Here is a 12,016-nt window from a genome sequence, read left to right on the forward strand (position 1 = left end):
CCTGGCATGAAGATCCTGCAGTTCGGCTTCGGCGGCGACGGCACGCACGAGTTCCTGCCGCACAACTACCCGCCGTACTGCGTGGTCTACACCGGCACGCACGACAACGACACCGCGCGCGGCTGGTGGGACAAGGCCAGCGAGCGCGAGCGCACCTACGCCGGCACCTACCTGGCGGCGCAGCCGCACGACGTGCACTGGGCGATGATCCGCGCGGCCTGCAACTCGGTGGCCAACATCGCCATCTACCCGCTGCAGGACGTGCTGGGCCTGCCCAGCGAGCACCGCATGAACACGCCGGGCACGGTGGGCGACGAGAACTGGTCCTGGCGCTTCGACTGGGGCATGGTCGGCAGCGAGCCGGCGCGCGTGCTGGGGCTGATCACCGCCGCCAGCGGGCGCGGGCGCTTCGAGTTGCTCGGCCTGTGATGCGCGGACGCTACCTTGGTGCCGCCACGGGCGCGCTGCTCGCCTGCCTGCAGGCGGCTGCAGCCCCTTCGGTCGAACGCATCGAGCCGCCGAACTGGTGGGTGGGCATGCGCGCGCCCGAACTGCAGCTGATGCTGCATGGCGAGCGGCTCGCCGACTGCGCCCCCGCAGTGCAGTACCCCGGCGTGCGCGTGGCCGGCACGCAGCGCAGCGACAACTCGAACTACCTGTTCGTCGACCTGGTGCTCGGCCCTGACGCGCGGCCGGGCACGCTGGACCTGCGGCTGGACTGCTCGGGCGGCATCACGCTGCAGTCGCGTTACGAACTGAAGGCCCGCGCGCCGGGCTCGGCCGGGCGCCGCGGCTTCAGCAGCGCCGACGTGATCTTGAACCTGGTGCCCGACCGCTTCGCCAACGGCGACCCGTCCAACGACGACCAGCCCGGCTATCCCGACCCGGCGAACCGCGCCGACATCGGCGCCGGCCGCCACGGCGGCGACATCGCCGGCATCCGCCGCCACCTCGGCTATTTCGCCGACATGGGCTACACGATGCTGTGGCCGACGCCGCTGGTCGAGAACAAGCAGCCAAAGTACTCGTACCACGGCTACGCGGCCACCGACCTGTACAGGATCGACCCGCGCTTCGGCACGCTGGAGGATTACCTGCAACTGGTGCGCGAGGCGCGCGCCCGGGGCGTCGGCATGATCCAGGACGTGGTGCTCAACCACATCGGCTCCGGCCACTGGTGGATGGCCGACATGCCGGCGAAGGACTGGCTGACGAACGGAGGCCGCTTCGTGCCGACGCGCCATGCGCGCACCGCGATCAGCGACGCCTATGCCTCGCGCGACGACCGCGACAACTTCACGCAGGGCTGGTTCGAGCCCCACATGCCCGACCTGAACCAGCGCAACCCGCTGGTCGCGACCTACCTCACGCAGAACGCCATCTGGTGGGTCGAGACCGCGGGCCTGGCCGGCCTGCGCGTGGACACCTACGGCTACTCGGACACCCGCTTCCTGGCCGACTGGTCGCGGCGGCTGATGGCCGAGTACCCGAACTTCAACATGGTCGGCGAGGAATGGAGCGGCAACCCGGTGGTCGTGAGCTACTGGCAGCGCGGCAAGCAGAACCCGGACGGCTATGTCTCGTCCTTGCCCAGCCTGATGGACTTTCCGCTGCACTACGTGCTGCGCCGGGCGCTGGCGGCCGAGGACAGCTGGAACGGCGGCCTCAACGAGCTGTACGAGGCGCTGGTCAACGACAAGCTGTACCCCGACCCGGCGAACCTGGTGCTGTTCGAGGGCAATCACGACGTGCCGCGGCTGTACAGCGCGCTGGGCCAGGACCTGTCGCTCTACAAGATGGCTATCGCCTACCTGCTGACGATGCCGCGCATCCCGCAGCTGTACTACGGCACCGAGCTGCTGATGACCAGCCCGCCCCAGCGCGACGATGGCGCCACGCGCGCCGACTTTCCCGGCGGCTGGCCCGGCGACCGCGTGAACCCGATCAGCGGCGAGGGCCTGCTGCCGGCGCAGCGCGAGGCGCAGGCCTTCCTCCGTACGCTGATGACCTGGCGCAAGACGCAGGACGTCATCCACCACGGCCGGCTGATGCACTACGCGCCGGAGAACGGCACCTACGCCTGGTTCCGCTACGACGACCGGCACACCGTGATGGTGGTGCTGAACAAGCAGCGCCAGCCGGTGACGCTGGACACGCGGCGCTTCCACGAGCGGCTGAAGCCCGATGCGAAGGCGCGCGAGGTGCTGAGCGGCGAGCGCTTCGACCTGGCACGCAGCCTCACCGTGCCGGCGCGTGGCGTGCTGGTGCTGCAGGTCGACTAGCGCCCACGATACACGGTCATCACCTGATCGATCACCTGATGCTCACCACCCGCCGCCTGTCATTGCCGCTGCTGCTGTGCGTCGCCAGCCTGCTCGCGGCCTGCGCCTGGATGCCCACGCGCGTCGCGATCCCCTTCGACCGCCGGCCGGTGGCCGCGGCCGACCCCGGCAGCGCGATGCGCGAAGGCTGGCAGCACGGCCCGTTCATGGAAATCTTCGTGCGCGGCTACCGCGACAGCAATGGCGACGGCGTCGGCGACCTGCGCGGCCTGATCCAGAGCCTGGACTACCTGCAGGCGCTGGGCATCCGTGGCCTGTGGCTGATGCCGATCACCCGCAGCGCCGATGGCGACCATGGCTATGCAGTAAGCGACTTCCGCGCCATCGACCCCGCCTACGGCACGATGGACGACTTCGACGAGCTGCTGCGGGAAGCGCACAAGCGCGGCATCGGCGTGGTGATGGACTATGTGCTGAACCATGCCGCGCAGCAGCACCCGGCCTTCCAGCTGGCGCGCAGCGCGAAGGATTCGCCGCTGCGCGACTGGTTCGTCTGGCAGGACCCGCCGCCTGCCGGCTGGTCGATCTTCGAGCACAACCCCTGGTACGACAGCGGCAACGGCCACTACTTCTCGACCTTCGGCCCGGCGATGCCAGACTTCAACTTCCGCCACCCGGCGGTGCTGGCCTGGCACGAGGACAACCTGCGCTTCTGGCTCAACCGCGGGCTCGACGGCTTCCGCTTCGACGCGGTGACGCACCTGGTCGAGAACGACGCGCAGCAGTGGAACGACCAGCCCGAGAGCCACGCTATCCTGCACCGCGTGCAGCAGCTGCTGGCCGGCTACCGCCATCGCTACATGGTGTGCGAGGCGCCGGCCTCGCCGCAGCGCTGGGCCTCGGCCGATTCCTGCGGCGCGGCCTTCGCGTTCGGCCTCGAGCACCGGCTGATGGGCGCCGCGCGCGCCGAGCCCGAGGCCATCCGCGAGCTGGCCGCCTACTTCACGAGCGCACCGCCGACGATGGCCACGATGCTGGCCAACCACGACCTGTTCGCCGGCGCCCGCGTGTGGGACCAGCTGAAGGGCGACACGGCCGCGTATCGCCTGGCCGCGGCCAGCTACCTGCTGCTGCCCGGCACGCCCTTCCTGTACTACGGCGAAGAGATCGGCATGGCCGGCGTGCCGACGCTGAAGGGCGACGCGCAGCTGCGCACGCCGATGAGCTGGACCGCCGACGGCCGGGGCTTCAGCAGCGGCACGCCGTTCCGGCCGTTGTCGCCGAATGCCGTGACGAACAACGTGGCCGCCGCGCAGGCCGACCCGCGCTCGCTGCTGGCCTTCTACCGCCAGCTGCTGGCGCTGCGCAACCAGCACGCGCCGCTGGCGCGCGGCAGCTACGCGGCGCCGCAGGTCGAGGGCTCGGTGTTCAGCTTCCGGCGCCAGCTCGGCGACGAGCAGGTGCTGGTGCTGATCAACTATGGCCGCGAGGCCGCCAGCATGCAGCTCACCGGACTGGGCGCGAACAGCCGCTGGAGCAACGAATACCCCGCCGGCGGCGCGCTGTCGCAGGCCGATGCGGCCGGCGTCATCCGCTTCGGGCTGGCCGGCCAGTCGCTGCGCGTGCTGCGGCTGCAGCGCTGAGCCTACGATTCATGACCTGCAAGGTACGCGTCCATCTTGCCGCGCTGTTGCTGCTGCTGCTCGGCCAGGCCGGCATCGCAGCCGCAGCGGCCGCTGCCGACGACTGCAACGACCCCGCCTTCGCCACCGTGCTGCGGCCGACACCCGCCCTGCCGGGGGCCAGCGCGCGGCAGGCGGTATGGCTGGATGCCCGGCGACTGCGCTGGCCCGGCGCCGCGGGCGAGCCCGGCAGCCGCTTCGTGCTGCTGCATGCCGCCGAGGGTGGGTTGCAGCCGAGACTGGGCCAGCCCCTGCCGCAGGGCGCCGACACCGTGCCGCTGCAGCCGGCCACCGACGCCACGCCGCCCGCGCTGGCCCAGCGCTACCGGCATGTGCCGGCGGGCCTGGAGCTGGTGTTGGGCAGATCGTTGGCCCCACGGCTGCCCGGGCTGCTGCCCAGGCTGTTGCGCGGGCAGCTGCTGCTGGCCCGGCTGGATGGCCGTGACCGGGTCCAGGGCTTCACGCCGATCCAGCATGCCGGCGCGCTCGATGCGTTGTACGCCGCCGCAGCCGAGCCGCAGCCGCTGGGGGTGCAACCCACGCGCGCCGGCACACGCTTCGGGCTGTGGGCGCCGACGGCGCGGCAGGTGGCACTGTGCCTGTACCCGGACGGCCATTCGCCGGCGTCGCGGCAGCTCGCGATGCAGCGCGATGCCCGCAGCGGCCGCTGGTCGGCCACGCTGCCGGCCGACCTGTCCGGCCGCAGCTACCGCTACCAGGTCGACGTGTTCGTGCCCGGTGTCGGCCTGGTGCGCAACCGCGTCACCGACCCGTACGCGGTGAGCCTGAACACCGACTCGCAGCGCAGCCTTGTCGCCGACCTGGCCGCGCCGACGCTGAAGCCGCCCGGCTGGGACCGCCATGCCGCGCCGGCCACCGTGCAGCACCACACCGACCTGGCGATCTACGAGCTGCATGTGCGCGACTTCTCGATCAGCGACGACAGCGTGCCCGAGGCCTACCGCGGAAAATACGCGGCCTTCACGCAGGCCGACAGCCGCGGCATGCGGCGCCTGGCAGCCCTGGCCCGCGCCGGCCTGACCGACGTGCACCTGCTGCCGGTGTTCGACTTCGCCAGCGTGCCCGAAGCCGGCTGCCGCACGCCGGCGGTGCCGGACGCGCCGCCGGACAGCCCGCAGCAGCAGGCCGCGGTGATGGCGCTGGCGGCGCAGGACTGCTTCAACTGGGGCTACGACCCGCTGCACTACGGCGCGCCCGAAGGCAGCTATGCCACCGATGCCGAAGACGGCACGCGCCGCATCATCGAGTTCCGGCAGATGGTGCAGGCGCTGCACCGCATCGGCCTGCGCGTGGGCATGGACCTGGTCTACAACCACACCCATGCGGCGGGGCAGCAGGCTTCTGCGGTGCTGGACCGCATCGTGCCGGGCTACTACCAGCGGCTGGACGCGGCCGGCGCGGTCGAGCGTTCGACCTGCTGCGACAACACCGCCACCGAGCACCGCATGATGGCGCGGCTGATGATCGACACGGTGTTGCGGTGGGCAGGCGCCTACCGCATCGATTCGTTCCGCTTCGACCTGATGGGCCACCAGCCGCGTGACGTGATGCTGGCGCTGCAGCGCCGGCTGCGGGCGGCGACCGGGCGCGACATCGCGCTGATCGGCGAAGGCTGGAATTTCGGCGAGGTGGCCAACGGCGCGCGCTTCGTGCAGGCTTCCCAGCTGGCGCTCAATGGCAGCGGCATAGCAACCTTCAGCGACCGCGCGCGCGATGCGCTGCGCGGCCGCGGTGGGCTGCACGAGCAGGGCTGGCTCAACGGCCTGGTCTACGACCGCCATCCGCAGGCCCCCGCCGAGCGTGGCCGCGCCGACCTGCTGCATGCGACGGATCTGGTGCGGGTCGGCATGGCCGGCTCTTTAAGACGCTTTCGAATGACCGGCGCCGACGGCCGCACGCTGCCGCTGGAGCGCGTTCCGTACGGCGACCAGCCGGCCGGCTACGTGGCCGAGCCCGGCGAGGTGGTGAACTACGTCGAGAACCACGACAACGCGACGCTGTTCGACGACAACGCCGGCAAGCTGCCGCCCGCCACGTCCCGCGAAGACCGGGCGCGGGTGCAGATGCTGGGCGCGGCGGTCGTCGCGCTGAGCCAGGGCATCGCGTACTTCCACGCCGGGCAGGACATCCTGCGCAGCAAGTCGATGGACGCCAACAGCTTCGATTCGGGCGACTGGTTCAACCGGCTCGACTGGTCGTACCAGGACAACCACTTCGGCAGCGGCCTGCCGCCCGAGCGCGACAACGGCGCGCAGTGGCCCGCGCTGCGGCCGCTGCTGGCGGATGCCGCGATCAAGCCCGGTCCGGCCGAGATCGCCTGGTCGCGCGACGCCTTCCGCGACCTGCTGCGCATCCGCGCCAGCTCGCGGCTGTTCCGGCTGCCCACGGCACAGGCCATCGTGCAGCGGCTGCACTTCCACAACACCGGGCCGGACCAGGAGCCGACGGTGATCGTCGGCCAGCTCGATGGCCGGGGCCTGCCCGACGCCGGCTTCGACGAGATCGTCTACCTGGTCAACGCCGACAAGCAGGCGCACCAGCTGGACCTTGCGGCGCTGCGCGGCTGCGGGTTCCGGCTGCACCCGGTGCAGGCCGCCCCCGACGCGGCCGACCGGCGGCCGGCCGCCCAGGCGCGCTACGACCCGGCCAGCGGCCGCTTCAGCGTGCCGCCGCGCAGCGTGGTGGTGTGGGTCCGCTGATCGCCGCGCACACGGCGGCCAGCGGCGGCAGCTTCCGGGCCGGCCCGGCGCGGCGCTGCATGCGCTGCAGTTCGTGCTGCTGGCGCTGCATGTCCAGCAGCGTGGCCGCGGCGTTCGGCGCGCGGGCCGTGCGCACCAGGCTGGGCTGGGCGAGGTTGTCGTCCCAGGACTGGCCGCCGCGCATGTCGATCGGTTCGGGCAGCTGGTCGGCCGCTGCCGGATCGAGCCAGGGAGTCAGTGCCAGCGCAATGGCCTGCGCCCGCGGGCGGATCGATGCCGTGCCCACGCGCCCGCGCTGGCCCCATTGCACGATCAGCGAAGACGAGCTGGCGGTGCTGGCCGTTCGAGGCTGGGTGATGGCGAAATCGCGCCGGATGCCGAGGCGGCTTTGCATCAGCAGCTCCTCCAGCGTCATCGCGATGTCTTCGAACTGCGTCGAGTAGTTGTAGTCGTCGGTGGCCAGGTCGGGGCTGAAGAAGCCGGCCACCATCTCCGGCGTGTAGCCGCGCTGTTCGGCGCTGGGGGTGTCGCCGTGGAACTGCACCTGCCCCAGGGCCCGCATCTCGGCCGAGACCAGCGGGTACAGCGCCGGCACGGTGTCGGAGGTGAGCTGGCCGTTCGCATAGCGTGTCGCGATGTTCTGCCACGCGCTCTGGTTGCGGTTCAGGCCGTCGTAGGCGGCCGGCGGCAGGAAGTCCAGGGCATGGCCGAGCTCGTGGTACAGCAGCCAGGCGGCCTCGTGGCGCACGTCGTCCAGCGTGCGGGTGATGCGCTGGCGCGGGTCGAAGTACGCGAAGATGTTCTGGTTGTCCTGCACATAGCGCCACAGCGTCTGGTACTGCAGTGCGCTGCCGAAGTCGCTACGGTAGTCGGGCGCCTCGTTGACGGTGTCGCGTTCTTCGGGCGTCAGCCAGAAGTTGTCGGCGTCGAGGTAGATCGCGCCGGTGCCCGCGTAGTAGAACGAGGGCCGGATCTCGGTGGCGAGCACGATCGCCGTCACGCTGTTGAGCATGCGCCGGAAATCGCCCTGCGGATCGCGGTTGCGCAGGAAGTCCTCGAAGTTGCGGCCCAGCCAGTCGTGCGAGACCAGCACGCGGTCCATCACCTGCTCCACCGTCGGCATCGCGCCGCGGGTTTCCTGCGCCAGGAAGGGCAGCGTGGTCAGCGTGCAGACGTTGTAGCGCGGGCCGCTGTGGTAGAGGGCGGGGTCGTAGACGCAGCGGCGCAGCACGTCGCGGTAGGGGCTGCTGCTGCGGTAGGCGTAGGTCCGCGCGACATGGTCGCCGGCCCACACCGCGTTCTCGTCGTTGGCGCTGGCCTGGACCTGGCGCTCGACCAGGACCATCACCTCGTCGCTGTCGCTGCGGCCCTGCTCGGTGTACAGCGTGGCGCGCAGGCGGATCAGCGTGTCGCGCGGCACCTCGGGCGCCGTGAACAGCGCCAGCCGGCTGGTGCGGGTGTCCAGCGTGACCGGCGGGCCTTCGATCTGGGTCCAGGTCACGGCCTTGACGGCGTCGCCTGCGGGCACGGTGGGCCAGGCCCGCACCGAGACCTTGCCGCCCATGCGCACGGACAGGCTGGCGCGCACGGTCACGCGGGCTGCGGCATCGGCCTGCGGCCCGGCATGCAGCGCGACCGTCTGCGTGCGGAGCAGGCCGCTGGTATCGGTGAAGCTGGCCTCGAAGGCATAGTCGCCGGCCGCGGGTGGATCGAAGCTGAGCGTCTGGGTCTTGTCCGACACGAGGTTCACGCTTGGGCCCGTGGTCTGGCGCCATTGCGGCGAGCCGAGCGCGCCGCTGCAACCGACCACGCTGACGCCGGCGTTCTTGCCGACCGCGGCATTCGGGGTCGCGAAGCCATCGGCCACGGCGCCGGGCGCGTCGCACAGCGCGGACAGCACGCGCGGCGCCGGCGTGATGAACTGCGTCAGCGCGCCGACCTGGCGCACCTCGGTGCCGAAGCTGCCGCCCAGCACGTAGACCTGGCCATCGCGCACGCCGAGGTAGACACCGGTGGCCTCGTAATAGCGGTAGGTGTAGCCCTGCGCACTGGCGGTGACCGGGTGGCTCGGGAAGAAGGCCGGGTAGTAGGTTTCCGCGTAGTCCATCAGCTGGTTCGCGGCATCGGTCGCGTCGACGCTGCCGCCGGCCGCGGCCAGCGTCCGGCGGCGCGGCGCCTCCGGCGCCCGGGCGGCGCTGCGCAGGGCCTCGGCCGCCTGCGCGGCGGCGCTGGGCGCCTGCGCCTCGCGCTCGTTGCCGCCGCCACAGGCGGACAGCAGGCATGCGGCCGCGCAGGCCAGCACCCAGAGTCTTTTCACGCTTTCTCTCCCCTCGTGTGGCGCCGCTGGCCTGGTGTCAGGTCCGGCTCAGCGGCCGGCCGGCTGCAGCAAGAAGTCGATGCGCCGCTGCAGACGCTGCATTTCGACGTTATCACCCGCCTGCTCCGCCCGTTGGCGCTGCGCGCCCAGCCAGGCCAGCAGCGAGCGGCGCCACCCCTGGGCGGAGGCCGTGTCGGCGGCGCTGCCCAGCACCGTGGGCGTGGCGCGGCCGCTGCGCAGCAGCACGCCGGCGGCCACCAGGCGCGACAGCGGGTCTTCGATCTTCTGCAGCGCGGCGTCGGCAGACTCGGCGGCGGCTGCGGCGATCGGGCGCTGCGCCTCGGGCAGCAGCGCCTGCTGGGCGCCGCTCAGGCGTTCGCCGGCCAGGTAGGCGGCATAGGCGCGGTCGGCCTCGCTGGCATCGGTGCGCAGCGCCTCGAAGCCGCTGCAGGGCTCGAATTCGAGGCTGGCCACGCGGGCGGCGCAGCGCATCAGCTCGGCCCGCGCCATCAGCCCGAGCCGGCCGGTGCGCGCGATCTCGCTGCGCGCGCGTTCGTACTCCAGCGCCTCGATGCGCTGCTCGCCGCTGAGGTGGGCCTCCAGCATGCGTTGCAGCGAGGCCTGGGCATTCATCTGCCAGTCGGGCGGCGGGTGCCCGGCGCAGGCACCGAGCAGCAGCGCAGCGGCCAGCGGCAGCAGGGCGGACGATGGCAGCGGCTTCATGGCAGCTTCAACTCGGTGTCGCGGGCAAAGGGCCAGCGGCGGTTGATGTCGTTGACCAGCTGCTCCACCTTGCGCAGGCTGGCCTCGACCTCGGCGCGCAGCTGGCCCAGGTCGGTGCTGGCCACGCGTGCATTGGACGCTATCACCTGCGCGTCGGCCAGCATCGCATCCACCTTCTTCAGGCTGCCGCGGGTTTCGGCCAGCAGCGTGTTCAGCTCGCGCACGGTGGCCTGGGCATCGCGCATCACGCCATCGGCGCCGAACACCTGCTGGTCGGCCCTGGCGGCCACGCCATCCAGGCGCTGGGCCAGGCCATCGAGCCGGGCCACCAGCGCCTGGCTGCGCTCGACCAGGCCGAGCACCTTCTTCGCATCGGCCTCGTTGCCCATCAGCACGCCCAGCGCGCCCTGCGGGCCGTTGAGCTTTTCGGTCAGGGTCTGCACCTGGGCCAGGCTGCCGGCCAGCGCCGAATCGGTGGCGGTGAGCCGGCTCAGGTTCTGCAGCAGTTCCTTGGCGCTGGACATCAGCTGCGGGATCTCGGCACTCGCGTCGCCGGCCAGCACCTTGCGCTCGGCGCCTGCGGGCAGCGGCGGGTCGGTGAGGATGCCGCTGTAGGCGCGGATACTGGTGTTGCCGACCAGGCCGCGCACGAGGGTGAAGACGCTGGAGGTGCGCAGCCAGTGCGCGTCCTTGCGCGGCACGTCGATGACGATGCGCGCATTGCCGTCGGGCGCCAGCTCGATGCGGCGCACGCGGCCGATCGCGAAGCCGGAGAAGGTGAGGTCCATGCCCACCACCACGCCTTCGGAATCCTCGGCGATCAGCACCAGCTGCTGCGTGGGCTCGAAGGCGCCGCGGGCATAGAGCACGAAGACGATGGAGCCGGCCACCAGCGCCAGCAGCAGCAACAGCAGCAGCGTGGCCTTGGCCTCGGCACGGGCCGGTGGGGCCTCCTGCAGCGGTGGCGGCGCCGGCGTGGGGCTGGGCGGTGGCGGGGTCTCGTCCATCGCGCTCAACTGTAGTTGACCATCAGCGAGGCCAGCTCCACCAGCACCATCGCCGCGAGCATGCGGAACAGGCCCTGCAGCTCGGTGCCGGTGCGGCCGCGGCCGGCACCGGTGGCCATTGCCGAGGCCGGCGGCACCAGTGCCACCGACAGGCTGAACAGCAGGGTCTTCAACAGGAACACCAGCGCCACCGGCGGGCTCAGCACATGGCCGACGGTGCGCACATAGCCCGGCAGGCCCCAGGGCGAGAGGCCATGCACCACGAAGTAGGCCAGCACCAGCGCGACGATGCCGCTGGCCGCGGCGAGCGTGGCCACCGCGAAGACGCCGCCGACGACGCGCGGCACCAGCAGGCGGCGCGCCGGGTCCAGGCCTTCGCGCTGCATCGCCTCGAAGTCGCCGTGGCGACGCATCGACGCGATCTCGACGCCCGCCGGCAGGGCATAGCGGACCGCGACGAAGAAGGCCGCGGCCAGCGGGATCAGCTCCAGCACCAGCACGCGGATCACCATCTCCAGCGCGTAGCGCGACAGGCCGTAGCTCTGCGCGGTGACCACCACGATGCGCGTGATCACCAGCGCGGCCAGCGCCGCCAGCAGCGAGAACCACCACAGGTTGGGCAGCGTGGCGCGCACGATCTCGCGTGCCACCAGCGGCCATTGCGCGCCCGCGTAGCTGCGACGCTCGCCGGCGAGCACCAGCAGTTGCGCGCCGAAGTTCAGCAGCTGCCACCAGTGCACGATGCTGCGGCCGAGCGTCTGCGCGGCGCGCTGGACCAAGGGCGGCGGCGGGGAGGAGGGTCTCACGGCGCGATCATAGGGGCGCCGGGAAGCGGCCCGTGGTGTCGATCAGCTGTGCGGGGCCCCGGATCCGGGCGGGGGCTCAGCCGGGCGCGTGGCGCTCCAGCAGGTCCCACTTGTTGCCGCAGCCGTCCTCGAACACCGCGACCCAGCCGTAGGCCTCGTGGCGGGGGGCCTCGAGGAAGCGCACGCCGCGGGCCGTCATCGCGGCATGGTCGGCGTGGAAGTCCGAGGTCTCGAGGAACAGGAACACGCGGCCGCCGGCCTGGCGGCCGATGGCGGCCTGCTGCTCGGGCGTGGCGGCGCGGGCCAGCAGCAGCGCGGCGCCTTGGCGACCGGCGGCCGGGGCGACGACGACCCAGCGCTTGCCCGGCCCCATCGGCGTGTCTTCCAGCAGCTCGAAGCCCAGCACGCCGGTGAACCAGGCGATGGCCTCGTCGTACTCGCGCACCAGCAGGCTGACGGTGGCCAGGCGTCGGGTCATG

General features: G+C 71.8%; 9 protein-coding genes. 4 read left to right on the forward strand and 5 right to left on the reverse strand.

What is annotated here, in order from left to right:
- From ACILR4_RS17195 to ACILR4_RS17210, 4 genes are all read left to right on the forward strand, one after another.
- Window positions 1-429 (forward strand): 4-alpha-glucanotransferase (locus ACILR4_RS17195; protein ID WP_395702085.1); only part of this gene is annotated, 429 nt, incomplete at its 5' end.
- Window positions 429-2,282 (forward strand): glycoside hydrolase family 13 protein, encoded by a 1,854-nt coding sequence (locus ACILR4_RS17200; RefSeq protein ID WP_395702086.1) that lies wholly within the window; start codon window positions 429-431, stop codon window positions 2,280-2,282. The genes ACILR4_RS17195 and ACILR4_RS17200, both read left to right, overlap by 1 nt.
- A gap of 38 nt (window positions 2,283-2,320) precedes the next feature.
- Window positions 2,321-3,925: an alpha-amylase family glycosyl hydrolase gene (locus ACILR4_RS17205; protein ID WP_395702087.1), complete on the forward strand. Its 1,605-nt coding sequence runs from the start codon at window positions 2,321-2,323 to the stop codon at window positions 3,923-3,925.
- An 11-nt stretch (window positions 3,926-3,936) separates the two neighbouring features.
- Entirely contained in the window at window positions 3,937-6,684 is a 2,748-nt protein-coding gene (locus ACILR4_RS17210; RefSeq protein ID WP_395702088.1) for an alpha-1,6-glucosidase domain-containing protein, read from the forward strand.
- Here ACILR4_RS17210 and ACILR4_RS17215 read toward each other — a convergent pair.
- From ACILR4_RS17215 to ACILR4_RS17235, 5 genes are all read right to left on the reverse strand, one after another.
- Window positions 6,644-9,001, reverse strand: coding sequence for a hypothetical protein (locus ACILR4_RS17215; RefSeq protein WP_395702089.1), 2,358 nt, complete (start codon window positions 8,999-9,001; stop codon window positions 6,644-6,646). The two genes, ACILR4_RS17210 and ACILR4_RS17215, sit on opposite strands and share 41 nt — an antisense overlap.
- 48 nt (window positions 9,002-9,049) lie before the next feature.
- On the reverse strand, window positions 9,050-9,724 hold the full coding sequence (locus ACILR4_RS17220; protein WP_395702090.1) for a hypothetical protein: 675 nt from the start codon (window positions 9,722-9,724) through the stop codon (window positions 9,050-9,052).
- Window positions 9,721-10,731 (reverse strand): MlaD family protein, encoded by a 1,011-nt coding sequence (locus tag ACILR4_RS17225; RefSeq protein WP_395702091.1) that lies wholly within the window; start codon window positions 10,729-10,731, stop codon window positions 9,721-9,723. Before ACILR4_RS17225 ends, ACILR4_RS17220 begins: the two co-directional genes overlap by 4 nt.
- A gap of 5 nt (window positions 10,732-10,736) precedes the next feature.
- On the reverse strand, window positions 10,737-11,537 hold the full coding sequence (locus ACILR4_RS17230; protein ID WP_395702092.1) for an MlaE family ABC transporter permease: 801 nt from the start codon (window positions 11,535-11,537) through the stop codon (window positions 10,737-10,739).
- A 76-nt stretch (window positions 11,538-11,613) separates the two neighbouring features.
- Window positions 11,614-12,015 (reverse strand): VOC family protein, encoded by a 402-nt coding sequence (locus ACILR4_RS17235; RefSeq protein ID WP_395702093.1) that lies wholly within the window; start codon window positions 12,013-12,015, stop codon window positions 11,614-11,616.
- Window position 12,016: the final 1 nt, after the last annotated feature.

Source organism: Aquabacterium sp. (assembly GCF_044226965.1).
Lineage (GTDB): Bacteria > Pseudomonadota > Gammaproteobacteria > Burkholderiales > Burkholderiaceae_C > Pseudaquabacterium.

Coding starts and splice junctions, on each gene's coding strand:
- ACILR4_RS17225 (WP_395702091.1), bottom strand. CDS start 10,731: ATGGACGAGACCCCGCCACCGCCCAGCCCCACGCCGGCGCCGCCACCG.
- ACILR4_RS17220 (WP_395702090.1), bottom strand. CDS start 9,724: ATGAAGCCGCTGCCATCGTCCGCCCTGCTGCCGCTGGCCGCTGCGCTG.
- ACILR4_RS17210 (WP_395702088.1), top strand. CDS start 3,937: ATGACCTGCAAGGTACGCGTCCATCTTGCCGCGCTGTTGCTGCTGCTG.
- ACILR4_RS17235 (WP_395702093.1), bottom strand. CDS start 12,015: ATGACCCGACGCCTGGCCACCGTCAGCCTGCTGGTGCGCGAGTACGAC.
- ACILR4_RS17200 (WP_395702086.1), top strand. CDS start 429: ATGCGCGGACGCTACCTTGGTGCCGCCACGGGCGCGCTGCTCGCCTGC.
- ACILR4_RS17205 (WP_395702087.1), top strand. CDS start 2,321: ATGCTCACCACCCGCCGCCTGTCATTGCCGCTGCTGCTGTGCGTCGCC.